Annotated in this window: 16 protein-coding genes; 9 read left to right on the top strand and 7 right to left on the bottom strand. The window is 69.8% G+C overall.

Annotation, left to right across the window (positions count from 1 at the left end; genetic code table 11):
• Positions 1–14: 14 nt before the first annotated feature.
• Both ACWDS7_RS17935 and ACWDS7_RS17930 read right to left on the bottom strand, forming a co-directional pair.
• A complete protein-coding gene (locus ACWDS7_RS17935) occupies positions 15–890 on the bottom strand; it encodes a carbohydrate ABC transporter permease (RefSeq protein WP_451930181.1) in 876 nt (291 codons plus the stop codon).
• Positions 887–2,104, bottom strand: coding sequence for an ABC transporter permease subunit (locus ACWDS7_RS17930; RefSeq protein ID WP_451930180.1), 1,218 nt, complete (start codon positions 2,102–2,104; stop codon positions 887–889). Before ACWDS7_RS17930 ends, ACWDS7_RS17935 begins: the two co-directional genes overlap by 4 nt.
• Positions 2,105–2,307: 203 nt before the next feature.
• Between ACWDS7_RS17930 and ACWDS7_RS17925 the strand changes: the two genes are divergently transcribed.
• A complete protein-coding gene (locus ACWDS7_RS17925; RefSeq protein WP_451930179.1) occupies positions 2,308–2,748 on the top strand; it encodes a hypothetical protein in 441 nt (146 codons plus the stop codon).
• Between the two features lie 162 nt (positions 2,749–2,910).
• Here ACWDS7_RS17925 and ACWDS7_RS17920 read toward each other — a convergent pair whose 3' ends face one another.
• Entirely contained in the window at positions 2,911–4,872 is a 1,962-nt protein-coding gene (locus ACWDS7_RS17920; protein WP_451930178.1) for a ricin-type beta-trefoil lectin domain protein, read from the bottom strand.
• A gap of 212 nt (positions 4,873–5,084) precedes the next feature.
• Here ACWDS7_RS17920 and ACWDS7_RS17915 point away from each other — a divergent pair, with 212 nt between their 5' ends.
• The 7 genes from ACWDS7_RS17915 to ACWDS7_RS17885 all read left to right on the top strand — a co-directional run bounded on the left by ACWDS7_RS17915 (position 5,085) and on the right by ACWDS7_RS17885 (position 14,724).
• Positions 5,085–5,813 carry a metal-dependent hydrolase gene (locus ACWDS7_RS17915; protein WP_306867651.1) on the top strand — a complete coding sequence of 243 codons (729 nt, stop codon included), beginning with the start codon at positions 5,085–5,087 and terminating at the stop codon, positions 5,811–5,813.
• Positions 5,814–5,999: 186 nt separating this feature from the next.
• Positions 6,000–8,771 (top strand): aconitate hydratase AcnA, encoded by a 2,772-nt coding sequence (gene acnA / locus ACWDS7_RS17910; protein WP_451930177.1) that lies wholly within the window; start codon positions 6,000–6,002, stop codon positions 8,769–8,771.
• Between the two features lie 191 nt (positions 8,772–8,962).
• Positions 8,963–9,565 (top strand): TetR/AcrR family transcriptional regulator, encoded by a 603-nt coding sequence (locus ACWDS7_RS17905; RefSeq protein ID WP_306867657.1) that lies wholly within the window; start codon positions 8,963–8,965, stop codon positions 9,563–9,565.
• A gap of 731 nt (positions 9,566–10,296) precedes the next feature.
• Entirely contained in the window at positions 10,297–11,412 is a 1,116-nt protein-coding gene (locus tag ACWDS7_RS17900; RefSeq protein WP_306867660.1) for a sugar ABC transporter substrate-binding protein, read from the top strand.
• A gap of 62 nt (positions 11,413–11,474) precedes the next feature.
• The gene (locus tag ACWDS7_RS17895; RefSeq protein ID WP_306867663.1) at positions 11,475–12,239 is read left to right on the top strand and encodes an ATP-binding cassette domain-containing protein; all 765 of its coding nucleotides are present in this window, start codon (positions 11,475–11,477) and stop codon (positions 12,237–12,239) included.
• Entirely contained in the window at positions 12,236–13,483 is a 1,248-nt protein-coding gene (locus ACWDS7_RS17890; RefSeq protein WP_451930176.1) for a sugar ABC transporter permease, read from the top strand. The genes ACWDS7_RS17895 and ACWDS7_RS17890 overlap by 4 nt, the downstream gene beginning before the upstream one ends.
• Positions 13,484–13,518: 35 nt before the next feature.
• Positions 13,519–14,724, top strand: coding sequence for an ROK family transcriptional regulator (locus ACWDS7_RS17885; RefSeq protein ID WP_306867667.1), 1,206 nt, complete (start codon positions 13,519–13,521; stop codon positions 14,722–14,724).
• 86 nt (positions 14,725–14,810) lie between these two features.
• Here the strand turns inward: ACWDS7_RS17885 and ACWDS7_RS17880 are convergent, their stop codons facing one another.
• From ACWDS7_RS17880 to ACWDS7_RS17870, 3 genes are all read right to left on the bottom strand, one after another.
• The gene (locus ACWDS7_RS17880) at positions 14,811–15,440 is read right to left on the bottom strand and encodes a hypothetical protein (protein WP_451930175.1); all 630 of its coding nucleotides are present in this window, start codon (positions 15,438–15,440) and stop codon (positions 14,811–14,813) included.
• A 217-nt stretch (positions 15,441–15,657) separates the two neighbouring features.
• Complete coding sequence (locus ACWDS7_RS17875; RefSeq protein ID WP_451930174.1) at positions 15,658–16,437, bottom strand: neutral zinc metallopeptidase; 780 nt, start codon at positions 16,435–16,437, stop codon at positions 15,658–15,660.
• A 90-nt stretch (positions 16,438–16,527) separates the two neighbouring features.
• On the bottom strand, positions 16,528–17,319 hold the full coding sequence (locus ACWDS7_RS17870) for a neutral zinc metallopeptidase (RefSeq protein ID WP_451930173.1): 792 nt from the start codon (positions 17,317–17,319) through the stop codon (positions 16,528–16,530).
• 167 nt (positions 17,320–17,486) lie between these two features.
• On the opposite strand from ACWDS7_RS17870, the gene dxs reads away from it, so the two are divergent.
• A complete protein-coding gene (dxs, locus tag ACWDS7_RS17865; protein ID WP_306867674.1) occupies positions 17,487–19,406 on the top strand; it encodes a 1-deoxy-D-xylulose-5-phosphate synthase in 1,920 nt (639 codons plus the stop codon).
• On the opposite strand, the gene ACWDS7_RS17860 is transcribed toward dxs, so the two are convergent.
• The coding region (locus ACWDS7_RS17860; protein ID WP_451930172.1) for a DedA family protein at positions 19,351–19,705 on the bottom strand (355 nt) is incomplete at its 5' end. The genes dxs and ACWDS7_RS17860 overlap by 56 nt on opposite strands.

Raw genomic sequence — 19,705 nt, 5'->3', positions numbered from 1 at the left:
CCGGACCTGCCCCTTTATTTCACCGAGCCGGCCATCATGCCCTGCACGAAATACCGCTGGAAGGCGAAGAACAGCACCAGCGGGATGATCAGGGACAGGAAGGCGCCCGGCGCCAGGATGTCGATGTTGGTGCCGAACTGCCGCATCTGGGACTGCAGGGCCTTGGTCATCGGCTGGTTCTCGGTGTTGGCGAAGACCAGGGCGACGAGCAGGTCGTTCCAGACCCAGAGGAACTGGAAGATGCCGAGCGAGGCGATCGCCGGCTTGGCCAGCGGGAACACCACGGTCGAGAAGATCCTCCACTCGCCCGCGCCGTCCATCCGCGCCGCCTCCAGCAGCGAGGCCGGGATGCCCGCGAAGAAGTTGCGGAGCAGGAAGATGGCGAAGGGGAGTCCGAAGGCGACGTGGAAGAGCACCACGCCGGCGATGGAGCCGAAGATCCCGATCTTGCCGTAGAGCTGCGCGATCGGGATCAGCGCGATCTGGATCGGCACCACCAGCAGGCCGACCACCACCAGGAACAGCCCGTCCCTGCCGGGGAAGTCCATCCAGGCGAACGCGTAGGCCGCCATGGCCGCGATGCCGATCACGAGGACGGTCGTGGGCACCGTGATGAGCACGGTGTTCCAGAACGACGCGGTGAACCCGGTGGCCAGCAGGTCCCCGTAGCTCTTGAGGGTCAGCTCGGCCGGCTTGGTGAACACCGTCCACCAGCCGGTGGAGTTGTTGGCCGTCTCGTCGCGGATCGAGACCACGAACAGGCCAAGGGTGGGGACCAGCCAGAACACGCCGATCAGCACCATCGCCGCCTGGACCACACCACCGCCGACCCGGTCCACGACCCGGCCGAGGGCGCTGCGGGGCGGTGCGCCGAGAGTGGAGGTTGTCACTGGTTGTCCCTCCTGAACCGGCGGATGTTGAGAATCATGAAGGGCAGGACGAGGATCAGCAGGAAGATGGCCAGCGCGCTGCCCAGTCCCTGGTTGCCGCCGCCGCCGAAGGAGACCCGCCACATCTCCAGCGCGATCACGTTGGCCTGCGGCTGCACCGATCCCGGTGCGATGACGAAGACCAGGTCGAAGACCTTCAGGGTATTGATGATCATTGTGACGAACACGACCAGCAGCACCGGGGAGAGCAGCGGAACGGTGATCTTGCGGAACACCTGCCATTCGGTGGCGCCGTCGATGCGGGCCGCCTCCAGCGCGTCACGCGGGATGGCCGAGAGCCCCGCCGCGATCAGCACCATGGAGAAGCCGGCCCACACCCAGATGAACGCGCCGATGATCGCCGGAGTGATCAGTGTCGGGCCCAGCCAGGGGATCCCGTTGAAGGCCGCCTCGAAGTTCGACTGCGGCAGCCGTACGAGGTAGTCGCCCGGCGCGAGCCCGGCGAAGCGGAAGGTCCCGTCGGCCTCGGTGGTGGCGGTGCCCTTGACGGCGCCGTTCTGCACCGCCTCGACCGTCATTCCGGCCAGGGCCTTCTCGGTGCCGTCCACCTGGTTGAGCGCGCCGCCGCCGCCCTGGGTGAAGTCCACCCACACGGTCCCGGCCAGCTCGCCCGGTCCGGGCTGGACGGCCTTGGCCGCCGAGGCCGAGGCGAGGGTGTCGGGTTTGACGCCCACCAGCGGGATGAGCACGGCCTGCCCGAGCTTGGCGGGCTGCTTGGTCACCACCGCGCCCTGCTGGGCGGCGACCGGCGCCTGGTCGTTCCCCCTGGGGCGCGCGTCCGGGTAGCCCGGGTTGGAGTCGAAGACGTCCTGGACCGAGGTGATCACGGCGTTGGCCACGCCCCGGTCGGGGTCCTGCTCGTACACCAGGCGGAAGATGACGCCGGAGGCCATCAGGGAGACGGCCATCGGCATGAACACGATCAGCTTGAACGCGGTCGCCCAGCGGATCCGCTCGGTCAGCACCGCGAAGATCAGGCCGACCACGGTGACCAGCGCGGGGGCCACCACGACCCAGATCAGGTTGTTCCTGATCGTGGTCAGGGTGGAGGAGTCGCTGAAGATCGTGGCGTAGTTGTCCACGCCGACGAAGGTGCCGCCGGTGGCGTCGTAGAAGCTGCGGAAGATCGAGTAGATGATCGGGTAGATCACCATCGAGCCGAGCAGGATCGCTCCCGGCAGCAGGAACCAGATCGCCAGCGTCGGCGGCGGTCCCAGCCGCGAGGAGGTGCGCGAGGTGGTCGCGGCGCCGGAGGCGGCCGGGGCCGCCGGTCCGGCTGTCGCGATCTCCGGCTTGGCGGCCGGCGCGTCGGCGCCGGCGTCCGCCGGGGTCGGCGGGGCGTCGCTCAGATCGAGGGATGCCCCGGGGGTGTCGTTCGGTCCGGAGGAGGAGCCGCGGGCGGCGCTGGGCGCTCTTCGCCGACCTCGTCGGCACCATCGTCATGATGATCGTCCCGGCGGTGTTCCCCGAGGCCTGGGCGGTCGGCGCCGCCGCGCTCCTGGGCGGCATGGGCGGCACGCTCTGGACGGTCAACAGCCGCACCATGGCCCAGATGATCGTCCCGGACCGGCTGCTCGGCCGGTACGGCGCGGCGGCCCGCCTGCTGACCTGGGGGACGCTCCCCATCGGCGCCGGCCTGGCCGGCCTGCTGGCCGAGATCATGGGCTTGACCGGGACTTTCGCGGTCTTCGCCGGGGTGGCCGCGCTGCCTGTCATCCCCTTCCTGATGATCGTCACCGAAAGTGAGATCGCTGTCACCCAGCGAAGAAGTGAGCTAGATCACGCAATTCTCGGCTGATTTCGGAACAAGCATCGAGACCTGCACGTTACAAAGGACATAGACGGGATTCGTTCCGTGCCGGAAGGGCTGGGGGGTGCTTTCGGTGCGGAACGGTCCCGTCTGTCGTTTCCGGGATGTGCGGGCGGCCGGCCGGAGATTCTCCGGCCGGCCGCCCGTCTCTCAGTAGATGTCCGCGGTCAGGAATTTCCACGGGTCGGGCGCCCGGCCCGCACCGGCGCTCCACCGCTGCCCCGCGGCCCGCTGGAGCACGACCGCCGAGCCGTCCGAGGTCCCGGCCGCCGCGATCGCCCATCCGGTGTCCTTGCGCGACAGGAACGTCCCGTCGGTCAGGTCCCACCGCATCGACGCCGAGTACTGGCCGACCGCCGAGGAGCAGTGCGCCACCTGGATGGGCTGCCCGGCCGTGACCGTGCCCCCCTCCAGGTCCACGCAGAGGCCCGGGTCGGCCAGGTTGTGCAGCTGCCCGGAGACCGGGTTGTGGGCCCAGAACTGGTCGGCTCCGCCGTCGCAGGTGTACAGCAGCAGGTTCGCGCCGCTCGCCGGGGCGCCGCCGGGCACGTCCAGGCACTTTCCGCCCGACTTGAGCTCGGTGTAGGCCAGCGCCTTCTTCGTCTCCCAGGTGAACACCTGCCGGGAGTCGCCGGAGTCGCAGGGGGCCAGTGTCAGCCGGTCGCCGTGGGCGCCGCCGGGGAGCGTGGCGCACAGCGTGGGCGCGTCGGCGGCGTGCAGGCGCGCGCCGTCATGGGTCCAGCGCTGGGCGGGGCCGCCGTGGCAGTCCCACACCTGGATCGCGGTGCCCGCGGCCAGCCGGCCGCCGTCGACGTCCGCGCAGCGGTCGTGCGAGAGCTCGGTGTGCAGGGTCCTGCGCGCCGGGTCGTACCAGAACGCCTGGTTGCGCGTGCCCTCGCAGGCCCAGCCGATCAGCTTGCGGCCGTTGCGCGTGGAGTTGCCGTCCACGTCCAGGCAGTCGCCGGTCGCGCCGTTCCTGAGCTGCCTGAACTCGGGCAGGCCGGGGTAGAGCGCCGGGGTGAGCGTGCCGGCGGGGAGCATGCAGGTGGCCTGGGTGGCGTCGGCGGCGTAGAAGCGCCCCAGGCAGGCGCCGAACGCGGCGTGCCCGGCGGAGTTCGGGTGGAAGGACTGCTGGGTCGCCCGGGGGTTGAACAGGTCGCCGTTCACCGCGTGCAGCCCGGTCACCCAGGGGCCGTCCATGCAGACCTCGCGGCCGTGGAAGAGCCGGCTCGCGTCCAGGTAGCGCGCGCCGGCCAGGCTCGCGGCCCTGCGGATGCCCTGCTCGAAGATCGGCACCGCCTTGTTGCGGGCGAAGGCCAGGTCGGAGAGGTAGCCGAGACAGCCGCCGTTGTACCAGCCGGGGAAGTTCGGGTTGTCCTCCACGTCCGGGCTGGCGGGGCCGGGGTAGCTCATGGCGATGAGCTGGTAGTCCGCGGGCGTGTAGCCGGCCTCCGTCATGATCTGCCGGACGTCGCGCAGGGCCTTCTCCACCCGGGGCACGATGAAGTCGATCCGGCCGGCCCAGGTCGGGGAGTGCGCGGGCCAGCAGTTCCCCCTGAACAGGACCCGTCTCTCCACGCACCCGGTCATGGTCGGCCCGAACTCGGGGCCTCCGGTGTCGTTGGCCCCGGCCACCACCGTGATCATCTTGATCCGGGTGTTGCGGGCCTTGATCGCCAGGTTGTCGCCCTGGTTGAGCTCGTCGTACTGGTGGGTCCCGCCGATGGTGATGTCGTTGGTCTGCGCGCCGGAGCAGGCGAGGTTGAAGGTCACGTCGGCCGGGATGCCGGTGACGTGGACGGCGGCCTTCTTCGACCGGTGGCACCAGTTGTCGGGTCCGTCCGTCCCCGGCTCGTAGAGGGAGCGGTCGAAGGCGCCCTCGCCGGAGATCTCGCTGTCACCCAGCGAGACGAGCCCGGTCTTGCGCTGGTCCATGGGGCGGATGGCCTCGTCGCCGTAGAGCTTGACGGCCTCGGCCCTGCGGACGGTCTCCAAGTGCGGAGGGAGCGGACTGACCTCGTTCTGTGCGGCGTGCGCCGCGGGAGCGGCGAGGACGGCGCCGATGACCGCGACGAGCGCGGCCATGACGGGTCCGGGCAGGCGGAGGGGCATGGGGGGTCACCTCTCGCGTAGGGATGGGAGGTCGGGACAAGCGCTTGTTACGCCCAGGTAACCCCAGAATCCAGAAAAGGTGAACAGCGCTCATGTATCGGATTGGTCTCGCCCTCCCGACGCGCCGATGATGCAAAATGGCACGGTCCCTTGCTTGACGCGGGCTTTGCCGTACAGTCGCTTAGCGTGATCTTGATAGGAGTGTTCGGCCGATGATGGGACACACGCACGCGCTGACGGGAGCCATCGCCTGGCTGGGGGTGGCGCCGACGCTCGCGGCCCTGCCGCTGCTCACCGAGTCCTCCCGGTTCATCGAGACCGGCGTCATGGCGGACGCGCTCACCCCGGCCGAGTTCGTCGCCGGGGCGCTGGTCTGTTCCGGGGCCGCGATGCTGCCGGACCTGGACCACCCCAGCGCCACGATCGCCCAGACCTTCGGCCCGGTGACCTGGGGGCTGAGCAAGGCCGTCGCCTGGCTGAGCGGCGGTCACCGCAACGCCACCCACTCGCTGCTGTTCGCCATCGCCGCCGGGTTCGGCGCCCACTACCTCGCCAACACCTATCCGATCGGCCGCGACATCCTGGTCGTGCTGCTCATCGGCCTCGCGCTGCGGTCGATCGGGATCGGCGTCCCGGGCAAGAAGTTCGCCTCCGCGATGGTCAACATCGCCCTGACGGTCGGGCTGTTCGCGGTGTTCCGCAGCGACAACGTGGGCTATGCCTGGCTGGGGCTGGCGGTCGCGGTCGGGTGTCTGACCCACGTCGTCGGTGACTGCTGCACCGAGAAGGGCTGTCCGGTGCTGTGGCCGATGAAGCAGCGCTGGCTGCTGCCGTGGAAGATCGGGATCAAGACCGGCCGTGCCTTCGAGCAGAAGTTTCTCGCCCCGGTACTTTCCGTGGTCGTTCTCGGGCTGCTGTACTTCCGTCTCGCCCCGCTCTGAGCATACTGAGAGGTAACTTGATGTCGAGATATCTCTAGGGATATCTTGATGTCGAGACATCCGCTGCAACCTGTGGCCACCGGTTAGGCATACCTAACTGACGTGGGCACTCCGACGGTGCGGCAGGATTCAATTGCGCCTTTTATGGTGGCGCGCCGGACAACTGGGTGATGAGGGAGGCGAACCGTGTCCGCGAACAGCTTCGGCAGCCGTGACACGCTCCGCGTCGGTGACGCGGGATATGAGATCTACCGGCTGGACGCCGTCGAGGGGTCGGGGCGCCTCCCGTACAGCCTGAAGATCCTTCTGGAGAACCTGCTCCGCACCGAGGACGGCGCGAACATCACCGCCGACCACATCCGTGCCCTCGGCCAGTGGGACCCCGCGGCCGCGCCGAGCGTGGAGATCCAGTTCACCCCCGCCCGTGTGATCATGCAGGACTTCACCGGCGTCCCCTGCGTCGTGGACCTGGCCACCATGCGCGAGGCCGTCCGCGACCTCGGCGGCGACCCGGCCAGGATCAACCCGCTCGCCCCGGCCGAGATGGTCATCGACCACTCCGTCATCGTCGACTTCTTCGGCGGCCCCGACTCCTTCCAGCGCAACGTCGACCGGGAGTACGAGCGCAACCGCGAGCGCTACCAGTTCCTGCGCTGGGGCCAGACCGCCTTCGACGAGTTCAAGGTCGTCCCGCCGGGCACCGGCATCGTGCACCAGGTGAACATCGAGCACCTGGCCCGCGTGGTGATGGTCCGCGACGGCAAGGCGTACCCCGACACCTGCGTCGGCACCGACTCCCACACCACCATGGAGAACGGCATCGGCGTCCTCGGCTGGGGCGTCGGCGGCATCGAGGCCGAGGCCGCGATGCTTGGCCAGCCGATCTCCATGCTGATCCCGCGCGTGGTCGGCTTCAAGCTGACCGGCAAGCTCCCCGCCGGGGCCACCGCCACCGACCTGGTGCTCACGATCACCGAGATGCTGTGCAAGCACGGCGTCGTCGGCAAGTTCGTGGAGTTCTACGGCGAGGGCGTCTCCAGCGTGCCGCTGGCCAACCGCGCCACCATCGGCAACATGAGCCCCGAGTTCGGCTCCACCTGCGCGATCTTCCCGATCGACGGCGAGACGATCAACTACCTTCGCCTCACCGGCCGCTCCGAGGAGCAGGTCGCGCTGGCCGAGGCCTACGCCAAGGCCCAGGGCCTGTGGCTGGACCCGGAGGCCGAGGAGCCCGTCTTCTCCGAATACATCGAGCTGGACCTGGGCACGGTCGTGCCGTCCATCGCCGGTCCCAAGCGCCCGCAGGACCGCATCGCGCTGTCGGAGGCCAAGAGCGCCTGGCGCGCGGCCGTCAAGGACTACGCCCCGAGCATCCAGGGCCCGGTCGACGAGGCGTCCGCCGAGTCGTTCCCCGCCTCCGACTCCCCGGCGATCTCCCACGACGGCAACGGCGACAAGCCGCACGCCCCCGGCCTCAACGGCGACCGCCCGCGCAAGCCGGTCCAGGTCACGCTGGCCGACGGCACGAGCTTCGAGATCGACCACGGCGTGGTCACCATCGCTGCCATCACCAGCTGCACCAACACCTCCAACCCGTACGTCATGATGGGCGCCGCGCTGCTGGCCAAGAACGCGGTCGAGAAGGGCCTGACCCGCAAGCCGTGGGTCAAGACCTCCCTCGCCCCGGGCTCGCAGGTCGTCACCGGCTACTTCGAGCGCTCCGGCCTCCAGCCGTACCTCGACAAGGTCGGCTTCAACCTGGTCGGCTACGGCTGCACCACCTGCATCGGCAACTCCGGCCCGCTGCAGGAGGAGATCTCCGCCGCCATCCAGGACAACGACCTCGCGGTCACCGCGGTGCTGTCCGGCAACCGCAACTTCGAGGGCCGGATCAACCCCGACGTCAAGATGAACTACCTGGCCTCGCCGCCGCTGGTCGTCGCCTACGCCCTCGCCGGCACCATGGACCTCGACCTGAACACCGAGCCGCTGGGCATCGGGACCGACGGCGAGCCGGTGTTCCTGGCCGACATCTGGCCCTCGCCGGAGGAGGTCTCGGCGGTCGTCGCGTCCTCCATCGACCAGGAGATGTTCCTGCGCGACTACGCCGACGTGTTCAAGGGCGACGAGGCCTGGCAGGCGCTGCCGGTGCCGACCGGCGACACCTTCGAGTGGGACCCGGCCTCGACCTACGTCCGCAAGGCCCCCTACTTCGACGGCATGCCGGCCTCCCCGGAGCCGGTGACGGACATCTCCGGCGCCCGGGTGCTGGCCAAGCTGGGCGACTCGGTCACCACCGACCACATCTCCCCGGCCGGCTCCATCAAGCCCGGCACCCCGGCGGCGGAATACCTGCGCGAGAACGGCGTCGCGGTCAAGGACTTCAACTCCTACGGCTCCCGCCGAGGCAACCACGAGGTGATGATCCGCGGCACCTTCGCCAACATCCGGCTGAAGAACCTGCTGCTCAACGGCGTGGAGGGCGGCTACACCCGCGACTTCACCCTTGAGGGCGGCCCCCAGTCGTTCATCTACGACGCTTCGGCCAACTACCAGGCCGCGGGCATCCCGCTCGTCGTCCTGGCGGGCAAGGAGTACGGCTCCGGCTCCTCGCGCGACTGGGCGGCCAAGGGCACCGCGCTGCTCGGCGTCCGCGCCGTGATCGCCGAGTCCTACGAGCGCATCCACCGCTCCAACCTGATCGGCATGGGCGTGCTGCCGCTGCAGTTCCCCGAGGGCGAGACGGCCGAGTCGCTGGGGCTGACCGGCGAGGAGAGCTTCGACATCGTCGGCGTCGAGGAGCTCAACAAGGGCGGCATCCCGCAGACCGTGACGGTCAGGGCCGGTGACAAGCAGTTCCAGGCGGTCGTGCGCATCGACACCCCCGGAGAGGCGGACTACTACCGCCACGGCGGCATCATGCAGTACGTCTTGCGCTCCCTGCTCGCCAAGAGCTGACGCAGGGGGGCGGAGCCGCACGTAAGCTCCGCCCGCGACAGGGGGAACACCCCGGACGTGAGCCGCCCGGCGGGACATCATCCCGCCGAGCGGTTCCGCGTCCCGGCCCCCTGCGGCCACCGGAAGGATGATGCCACCAAGTGGCAAAAAGAAGTCAAAGAGCAACCGCCCCTCAGGGGTAAGATGGCGTCATGACCATGCCGCTCCGTGAACGCAAGAAGCTCCGCACCCGCAAGGCGCTGACGGACACGGCCCTGCGGCTGTTCACGGAGAAGGGCTACGACGCCACGACGCTCGACGAGCTGGTCGACGCGGTGGACGTGTCCAAGCGCACGTTCTTCCGCAACTTCCCCTCCAAGGAGGATGTGGCGCTGGCCGCCGACACCGAGCTGTGGTCGACGTGGCTGCGGGAGGTGGACGCGCGTGAACTCCAGGGGCCGCTGCTGGCCTACCTGCGGCAGACGCTCGACGTGAGTCTCGGCGAGATGGACGACGACTGGGAGCGGCGTTTCCTGGCCGCCCGCGCGCTCTGCGCGAAGGTGCCGTCGGTGCAGGCCCACAGCCTGCGATACTGCAACGACACCACCGGGGTCGCCGTCGAGCGGGTCGGCGCGCGTGCCGGGCTCGCGGGAGACGTACGGCTCCGCCTCGCGGTGGAGATCATGATCGCGGCCTGGCGGTGCGCGGCTCTCGAATGGACCGAGACGGGTGGCGCGGGCGGGCGTCAGGGGCTCGGCCGCCTGCTCGACGAGACCTTCGCCGCCGTGCCCGACAGCATCGTCCTGTCGATCTGACCCCGGCCGCCCCGGACCCGGCCGCTTTGGACTTGGCCGCTTTGGACCCGGCCGTCCCAGACTCGACTGCCCCGGACCCGGCCGCCTTGGATCCGGCTGCCCCGGATCCGGCTGCCCGAACCTGGCCGCTCCGACCGAGCCGGACCGCGCCGGGTTGAGCTGCGCTGTGCCGGGCTGGACCCGTGTCGGATCGTGCCGGGTTGAGTCATGCCGGGTTGGACCCGTGTCGGGTCGTGGCGGGCTGGGCCGTACCGGGTGGACCCGGGTTGAGCCGGACCGCGCTGAACCGGGCGGTGCTGGGCTGGACCGTGCCGGATTGGGTAGTACTCGGTTGAGGCCGGCCGGGCTGAATCCCGCCGGACCGGGTGGTGCGGGCCTGCGAGCAGGCGGACCGGGTCGGGTGACCTGAGCCCGTCGCGCCGGTCCCGCCGCTCCGGGAGCGCGCCGGCTCCGCCGTCTCCTGGGGGGTGGGGCACGATCCCCGGCCGGGCCGCGGCGTCGACCGCCTCGCTGACCGTCCAGAGCGCACCTGGTTGAGTCCGCGTTTCTGGATTGTTACCGGCCACAACAAACTTTACCCACCGGGGGGCTGGCGTTCCTGGCCAATGGCGGAATACGTTGCCGCAAACAACATTCAACGGAACGGCTAGCCGAGATCCGGGGGCCGCGCCGGCGAATTCACCGTGCCCCACCCAGACCCCCCAACTTTTCGAAGAAAGGACCCGTGCACCATGCGCAAGGGGATCCTCAGCCTGACCGCCGCTGCCGCGGCGATGACCCTCGGTCTCACCGCCTGCGGGGGCGAGAGCGGCGACACCACCACTGCCCAGAACAGCGCCGCCCCGGCCGAGAGCAAGGCAGCCGGAAAGATCGGCGTCATCCTGCCGGACAGCAAGTCCTCCGCCCGCTGGGAGACCGCGGACCGCAAGTATCTGGAGGAGGCGTTCAAGGCCGCGGGCGTCGCCTACGACATCCAGAACGCCCAGGGTGACAAGACCCAGTTCCAGACCATCGCCGACCAGATGATCACCAACGGCGCGACCGTGCTGATGATCGTCAACCTGGACAGCGGCACCGGCAAGGCCGTCCTCGACAAGGCCAAGTCCCAGGGTGTGGCCACGATCGACTACGACCGGCTGACCCTGAACGGCGGCGCCTCCTACTACGTCAGCTTCGACAACACCAAGGTCGGCACCCTGCAGGGCGAGGGCCTGGTGAAGTGCCTGACCGACAAGAAGGCCGACAAGCCGATCGTGGCCGAGCTCAACGGCTCGCCCACCGACAACAACGCCACGCTGTTCAAGAACGGCTACGACGGCGTGCTCAAGCCCAAGTACGACGCCAAGGAGTACGTCAAGGGCCCGGACCAGTCCGTGCCGGACTGGGACAACGCCCAGGCGGGCACGATCTTCGAGCAGATGCTCACCGAGCAGCCGAAGATCGCCGGCGTGCTGGCGGCCAACGACGGCCTCGGCAACGCCGCCATCACGGTGCTGAAGAAGAACAACCTCAACGGCAAGGTCCCGGTCACCGGCCAGGACGCCACCGTGCAGGGCCTGCAGAACATCCTCGCCGGAGACCAGTGCATGACGGTCTACAAGGCGATCAAGAAGGAGGCCGACGCGGGCTCCCAGCTCGCCATCGCGCTGGCCAAGGGTGAGAAGCCCACGGTGAGCGGTTCGGTGAAGGACACCGAGAGCGGCGCGGACGTGCCCGCGGTCCTGCTCGACCCGCAGGCCATCTTCCTCGACAACGTCAAGGACGTCGTCACCGACGGATACGTGACCAAGGACGAGCTGTGCACCGGCGAGTACGCCGCCAAGTGCACCGAGGCCGGAATCCAGTAACGCGCCGGGGGCGCGGCCGGCGGCGCTCCGCCGGCCGTGCCCCCGCATCCGAGGAGCCACACATGACCCCCGTTCTGGAACTCCGCAGGATCGACAAGAGCTTCGGTCCCGTACAGGTCCTGCACGACGTCGCCTTCTCCGTCTATCCCGGGGAGGTGACCGCCCTGGTCGGCGACAACGGCGCGGGCAAGTCCACCCTCGTCAAGTGCGTCGGCGGCATCCACCCGATCGACTCGGGCGAGTATCTCTTCGACGGCAGACCCGTCCAGATCCACAGCCCGCGCGACGCCGCGGACCTGGGCATCGAGATCGTCTACCAGGACCTCGCGCTCTGCGACAACCTCGACATCGTCCAGAACATGTTCCTCGGCCGTGAGCACAAGCGCGGCATCGTCCTCGACGAGGACACGATGGAGGAGATGGCGGCCAGGACCCTGGAGAGCCTGTCGGTCAGGACCGTCAAGTCCATCCGCCAGCACGTCGCCAGCCTCTCCGGCGGCCAGCGGCAGACCGTCGCCATCGCCAAGGCCGTGCTCTGGAACAGCAAGGTCGTCATCCTCGACGAGCCCACCGCCGCCCTCGGTGTGGCCCAGACGGCACAGGTGCTGGAGCTGGTCCGCCGCCTCGCCGACCAGGGCCTGGCCGTCGTGCTCATCTCGCACAACATGAACGACGTGTTCGCCGTGTCCGACCGGATCGCGGCCCTCTACCTCGGCCGGATGGCGGCCCAGGTGAAGACCGCCGACGTCACCCACGCGCAGGTCGTCGAACTGATCACCTCTGGCCGGAGCGGGGACCTCGGCCTCACCAACGGAGTCACGGTATGAGCGCCACGATTTCCCCCGAGCGCAGGGCCGAGGCACCCTCGATCAGCGCCAACGTCCGCGGCTACGCCGAGCGGGTGCGCGGCGGCGACATGGGCGCGCTGCCCGCGGTGTTCGGCCTGGTGGTGCTCTGCACGGTCTTCGCCCTCCTGCGCCCCTCCTTCCTCACCGCGGGCAACTTCGCCAACCTGCTGACCCAGGGCGCCGCGGTCACCGTGATCGCCATGGGCCTGGTCTTCGTGCTGCTCCTCGGCGAGATCGACCTGTCGGCGGGCTTCGCCAGCGGCGTCTGCGCCTCGATCCTGGCGATCCTGCTGACCAACCAGGGGCTGCCCTGGTATGTGGCGGTGGCCGCGGCCATCCTGGCCGGCGTGGTGATCGGCGCCACGCTCGGCTCCATCGTCACCAAACTCGGGATCCCCTCGTTCGTGGTGACCCTCGCCGCCTTCCTGGCCTTCCAGGGGCTCGTCCTGCTGCTGATCAAGGGCGGCACCATCATCGCCATCCGCGACGAGACGATCCTCGCGGTCGCCAACAAGAACCTCCCGCCCGCGCTGGGCTGGGCGCTGCTGGCCGCCGGAGTCGTCGCCTACGCCGGGCTGCAGCTGCTGCGGGCGCGCAAGCGGGTCGGCCGGGGCCTGACCTCCGACCCCATCTCGCTGATCGCGGTCCGGGTGGGCGCCCTCGCCCTGCTCGGCGGGGTCGCGGTCTACTTCCTCAACGTGGAGCGCAGCCGTAACGCGGCCGTCGTCTCGCTCGCGGGCATGCCGATCGTGGTCCCGGTCATCCTGGTGCTCCTGCTGATCTGGACGTTCGTGCTCCGCCGTACCGCGTTCGGCCGTCACCTCTACGCGGTCGGCGGCAACGCCGAGGCCGCGCGCCGGGCGGGCATCAACGTCGACCGGATGAAGATCAGCGCGTTCGTGATCTGCTCGTCGATGGCCGCCGTCGGCGGCATCATCGCCGCCTCCCGGGCCAGCTCGGTCGACCCCAACACCGGCGGCAGCAACGTGCTGCTGTACGCGGTGGGCGCCGCCGTCATCGGCGGGACCAGCCTGTTCGGCGGCAAGGGACGGGTGCTGGACGCGATCCTCGGCGGCACCGTGGTCGCGGTCATCGAGAACGGCATGGGCCTGATGGGCTACAGCTCCGGCGTGAAGTTCATGGTCACCGGTTCGGTCCTGCTGCTGGCCGCCGGGGTGGACGCACTGTCCCGCAAGCGGGCGGCAGCCACTGGTCTAAGGTGATCAGCGACCCCGACCCCCCGAAGGAAACCCAAACGATGCGGGCTGGCCCCTCCCAGGAGGAGATCCGGCGCCACAACCTCGGCGCCCTCCTCCGCCACGTGCACCTCGGCGGCCCGACCTCGCGTGCGGAGCTCACCAGCCGGATGGGGCTCAACCGCAGCACCATCATGGCCCTCACCGCCGACCTGACCGCCGCCGGCCTGGTCAGGGAGGAGCTCCCCAGGGAGACCGGCAGGGCCGGACGCCCGTCCCTCGTGGTGCGCCCGGAGTCGGCGCGGGTCTACGTCTTCGCCCTCGACGTGGGCGTCGACCGGCTGGTCGCGGCCCGCGTCGGCCTGGGCGGCACGATCCTGGACCGCCGCGAGGCGGTACGGCGGCGCGGGCCGTTCTCACTGGAGGAGATCGTCGGCCCGCTGGCCGGGTTCGCCCGGCAGATGCACCGCAAGACCCGGCCGGACACGGTGTGCGTCGGGGTGGCGGCGGCCTTCTCCGGCGGGGTGGGCCGCGCCGACGGGGTCATCAGGTTCGGGCCGAACATGCACTCGGTGGACGTGCCGCTGGCCGAGGAGATGGCCCGCAAGCTGGCCCTCGGCCTGCCGGTGACCGTCGGCAACGACGCCAACCTCGCCGCCCTCGCCGAGCACACCCGGGGGGTCGGCGTCGGCTGCCGTGACCTCATCTACCTCCACGGGGACGTGGGCATCGGCGGCGGAGTGATCGTCAACGGCCAGCTCCTGGGCGGCCACGCCGGCTTCGGGGGGGAGGTCGGGCACATGATCGTCAATCCCAAGGGCCGTCTCTGCGGCTGCGGCTCGCTCGGCTGCCTGGAGGCCGAGGCGGGGGAGCGGGCCGTGCTGGAGGCCGCCGGCCGCTCCGGCACGCACCAGCTGGGCAGGGACGCCGTCCGTGACGTGGTCGACGCCGCCGACCGCGGCGACATCGTCGCGCAGGCGGCGCTCAGCCGCGTCGGCGACTGGCTCGGCCTGGGCGTCGCCAACCTCGTCAACGTGTTCAACCCCGAGATGGTCATCTTCGGCGGCATGCTCCGCGAGGTCTACCTCGGCTCCGCCGCGCAGGTCCGCAGCCGCCTGGCCGTCGACGCCCTGCCGCCCTCGCGCGACGGCCTCCGCCTGCGCACCTCGGCACTCGGCGATGACGCCACCCTCGTCGGCGCCGCCGAGCTCGCCTTCGCCCAGGTCCTCGCCGACCCCCTCGAAGTCCTCGCCCGCGCGGGCTCCTGACCCCTCCGTACGGCCGCGGCGGAGCGGGACGGGGACGGACAACCGCCGGCACCCCTCGTCCGAGGAGTGCCGGCGGCCGCCGCGTGTCACTTGATCAGGCCGGCCACCAGGTTGCGCAGCTCGACGTGACCGGCCTTGAGCTCGGCCACGTCGTCCTCGACCCGCCGCGTCGAGGTCTCCAGGTTCCCGACGGACCGCTTGACGGAGGCCATGTCCGAGCGGAGCTCGTTCTGCCCGCTCTGCAGGTCGGTGGTGGCGATCCGGAGTCCGGCGACGTTCGCCCGGAGCTCGTTCTGGCCCCTGCGGAGCTCGTCCTGGCCCCTGCGGAGGTCATCGGTGACGGCCTTGAGCCCGGTCATCTCGGTCTTGAGTCCGGTCATGTCCGTCTTGAGTTCGGTCATCTCGGTCTTGAGTTCGGTCATGTCCGTCTTGAGTTCGGTCATCTCGGTCTTGAGTTCGGTCACGTCCGTCTTGAGTTCGGTCACGTCCGTCTTGAGTTCGGTCACGTCCGTCCTGAGTCCGGTCACGTCCGTCCTGAGTCCGGTCACGTCCGTCCTGAGCCCCGTCACCTCCGTCCGCAGCTCCGTGGTGACCGTGCGCAGGTCGCTGAGCACCTCGAACATCGCCGAAGTCATCGTCCTGTTCTCCTCCGTCCGCAGGTGGAGCACGGCCACGTCGGTCTCCAGGGCCTGCAAGCGTGCGTCTGTCGCGTTCAACGCGTTCTTCTCCTCGCCATCGAGCGATCGGGGGGGCCGACCCTGGTGTTGCCGTGGCGCGGAGGCGTTCAGGTCGGTAAGGGAACGATACTCCGAGTCGGCGGACGGTCGCCGTCCGTGTCCGGTGCCGGGGTGGCGCACGCCGTACCCGGGTAGAGGAAAACCACCCGGCGCGCGGCTGTGGGACGGCGGCGGGTGGCTCTCGGCGCGGTGGGGGTCAGGCGACCTTGGACTTGGGGGCGGAGAAGGTGTTGCAGGCGCCGGGGCTCTCCTGGTCGAAGCCGCGCTTCAGCCAGTAGGCGATGTTGGCGGCCTTGCCGTGGGTGGCGGTGTCGTAGGCGGCGCGCAGGACGTAGGTGAAGTCGGACTCGCGGCGGTTCAGGGACTGCCAGACGCTGCCGATGAAGGCGCCGCTGAGGCACTCGGCCTGGAGCTCGACCTTGCGGAGCTCGGGGAGGAACGCCTTGTCGTTCTTGTAGTGACGGCTCTCGACGGCGCCCATGATCCCGGACAGCTGCTGCACGTGGTGGCCGTACTCGTGGGCCATCACCTGGAACAGGAACAGCTCGGTCGACTGGGAGAGGATCCCCGGGTCCAGGAAGAAGGTGATCTTCTTGTTGGCCGGGCAGTAGACCGCCTGGGCGCCCTCGGGGAACGCGCCGCAGCCGGTGGCGCGGCCGATGCGCGAGATCGTCTCCAGCCTGGGCTTGGAGAAGGGCAGCTTCGCCTTGGAGAACTGGTACTCCCAGCTCTCGTTGAGGCAGTCCATCAGGAACTCGAGGTAGACCCGTGAGGAGTCGAGGTCATTGGGGATGACGGGCTGTTCCTCGCACTGCTTGAGCTCGAGCTGCCCTGTCTTGTAGATCGGGTTGGCGGTCAGGGCCGTCTTGCCCGTGGGCACCGGTCCGGACCGCTCCGCGACGCCTGCGCCGGCCGTACCGGTCAACAGCAGGCTTGCGAGCAGGCCGGACAGCACGGCGATGAGGGGGGTACGCATGATCCCGAACCCTAGTAGAGGCGCAGGTGGGGGTAAAGCGAAATGCGGCCGTGCGGGGAGCGCACGGCCGCATGGTCAGCGGGAGGAGGGTCAGGCGACGCTACGGGAGGAGGCGGTCCAGGTGTTGCACGCCGACGGGGAGCCGGCGTTGAAACCGCGCTCCATCCAGTAGGCCTGGCTGCGGCCCTTGCCGTGGTCGTTGGACGCCCAGGTCTTGTGGCCGTTCTCGGAGACCCAGCGGACCATCGAGTCCCACTGCTCCTGCTCGACCGGCAGGTCGTCGGCGATCTGCCGCAGGAAGGCGGAGCCCAGGCAGTCGGCCTGCAGTTCGAGGCGGCGGGAGAAGGCGAGCTTGGTGGAGGTCCTGGCCCGCCAGACGCTCTGGCCGTAGTAGTTCATGATGCCGGACAGCTGCTGCACGTGGTGGGCGTACTCGTGCGCCATGAACTGGGCGTGGTTGGGGGCGTAGGGGTTCTTCAGGACGTCGCGGAAGACGCCGATGTAGATGGTGCGGTTGCTGGAGCAGTAGTAGCCGCCCGCGCCGCTGGGCCAGCGGCCGCAGGGGCTGCCCACCTTGGTGGTGGTGAAGCGGAGCCTGGGCTGGGCGAAGGGCAGCCTCGCCTTCTTGAACTGGGTCTTCCACGCCAGGTTCAGACAGCGGTTGACGCGGGTCATGAAGACCTTGTAGGAGGCCGCGCTCCCCGCGCGGATCTGTCCGGTCGTGCAGCTCACGGCGGGCAGCGTGCCCGTCCGGTAGATGGGGTTGGCCGTGGCGGCGGTGCGGCCGCGCGGTACGGCCTGCTCCTTCGCGACGGAGGCCTTGGCGGTCGACGGAGTGGCGGCGTTCGCGGCACCGACGCCCGTGACCAGGGTAAAAGCCAAGGAAGCGACGATGAGTGACGATAGTTGCCTAAAGGGGAGAGTGCTCATGGTGAGGCAAAGGCTATTGCAAGTGTGAATAAAACGTGCAGAATCCTCGTCCCTGGGAGGAGCGCCCGCCGCGCGAACTAGACTCGGTCTGATGCTGACTGGACAGAGGGGATGATTCCGTGAGTGAGCGGACCGGACGGCCTGGCAGTCTTCTGGAATCGGTCAAGGGGCCACGGGACCTGAAGCTGCTGGGAGCCGAGGAGCTGCCCCGGCTCGCCGCCGAGATCCGCGACCTGCTGGTCAGCTCCACGGCCCGCATCGGAGGCCACCTGGGACCCAACCTCGGCGTGGTCGAGCTCACGATCGCCCTGCACCGGGTCTTCGACTCGCCGCGCGACCGCATCCTCTGGGACACCGGCCACCAGGCGTACGTCCACAAGATGCTCACCGGCCGCGCCGGGCGGTTCGAGACGCTCCGCCAGGAGGGCGGCCTGTCGGGCTATCCGAGCCAGGCGGAGTCCGAGCACGACATCATCGAGAACTCCCACGCCTCGACCGCGCTGTCGTACGCCGACGGCCTGGCCAAGGCCTACAAGCTGCGCCGTGAGGCCGACCGCACGGTCGTGGCGGTGATCGGCGACGGGGCGCTCACCGGGGGCATGGCCTGGGAGGCGCTCAACAACATCGCCGCGCACAAGGACCTGCCGCTGATCATCGTGGTCAACGACAACGGCCGCTCCTACTCGCCGACCATCGGCGGCCTCGCCTCGCACCTGGCCTCGCTGCGCGCCACCCAGCGCTACGAGGACGTTCTGGAGTTCGTCAAGGACAACCTGACGAAGGTCCCGGTGGTGGGGCCCCCGGTCTACGACGCGCTGCACGGCGTGAAGAAGGGCATCAAGGACGTCCTGGCCCCGCAGGTCATGTTCGAGGACCTCGGCCTGAAATACATCGGGCTGGTCGACGGCCACGACGAGCAGGCCGTGGAGACCGCGCTGCGCAAGGCCCGCGGCTTCCGCCGCCCGGTCATCGTCCACGTGCTCACCAAGAAGGGCTTCGGCTACTCCTTCGCCGAGAACCACGACGAGGACTGCTTCCACTCGCCGGGCGTCTTCGACCCGCTGACCGGTGAGGAGAAGCCCAAGCCGCACGGCTGGACCAACGTCTTCAGCCAGGAGATCGTACGGCTGGGCGCCGAACGGCAGGACATCGTGGCGATCACCGCCGCGATGCTCGGCCCGACCGGCCTGATCCCGTTCTCCGAGGCCTACCCCGACCGCCTCTACGACGTCGGCATCGCCGAGCAGCACGCCCTGACCAGCGCCGCCGGCCTGGCGCTCGGCGGGCTCCACCCGGTGGTGGCGGTCTACGCGACCTTCCTCAACCGGGCCTTCGACCAGCTCCTCATGGACGTCGCCCTGCACCGGCTGCCGGTCACGGTCGTGCTCGACCGGGCGGGCGTCACCGGCGACGACGGCGCCAGCCACAACGGCATGTGGGACCTGTCGATCCTCCAGGTCGTCCCGGGCCTGTCCGTCGCGGTCCCGCGTGACGAGCCGCGCCTGCGCGAGCTGCTGGCCGAGGCGGTGGCCGTCGACGACGGCCCCACCGTCGTCCGCTACCCCAAGGGGCCGGTGGCCACCGAGATCGAGGCGGTCGGGCAGCTCGGCGGGATGGACGTGCTGCGCGCCGGCGACGCCGACGTGCTGATCGTCTCCGTCGGTCCGATGGCCGAGCTGTGCCTGGAGGCCGCCGCCCTGCTCGACGCGCAGGGGATCTCGGCCACCGTGGTGGACCCGCGCTGGGTGAAGCCGCTGGACGAGGCGCTGGTGCTGGCCGCCGGCGCGCACAAGCTGGTCGTGGTGGTCGAGGACAACGGCCGGGTGGGCGGCGTCGGTGACGCGGTCGCCCGCATGCTGCGCGACGCCGACGTGGACGTCCCGGTCCGCACCTACGGCATCCCGCAGCGCTTCCTCGACCACGCCAAGCGGGCGAAGATCCTCAACGAGATCGGCCTGAACTCGCAGGACATCGCCCGCGAGATCACCGAGGCGGTGGCGAAGCGGTCCGCGGTGCTGGAGAACCACCCGGCTCGCTGACCTCGCTGCCCTGACTGACCTCGCTGACCGCGACGGCCCTGGCCGCCCGGGCCCGCCGGCCGATCACCATGAGGCCGGCGGCCAGGATGGCGAGGCATCCGGCGATCGGCACCGTCAGGTGCTCGTTGTGCCGGACGAAGTCGCCCGCGAGGGAGCCGAGCACCAGATAGGTGCTCACCCAGACCGTGCCGCCGGCCAGCGCCCAACGGATGAACCGGCGGTAGGGCATGCCGAGGGTCCCGGCGAGGATGGGGGTCAGCGAGTTGACCCCCGGCGAGACGGTCACCGTCACCACCTCC

The sequence above is a fragment of the Streptosporangium sp. NPDC003464 genome (assembly GCF_053588315.1).
The sequence above is the reverse complement of the archived record's forward strand: the minus strand, read 5'-3'. Positions and strand labels throughout refer to the sequence as shown.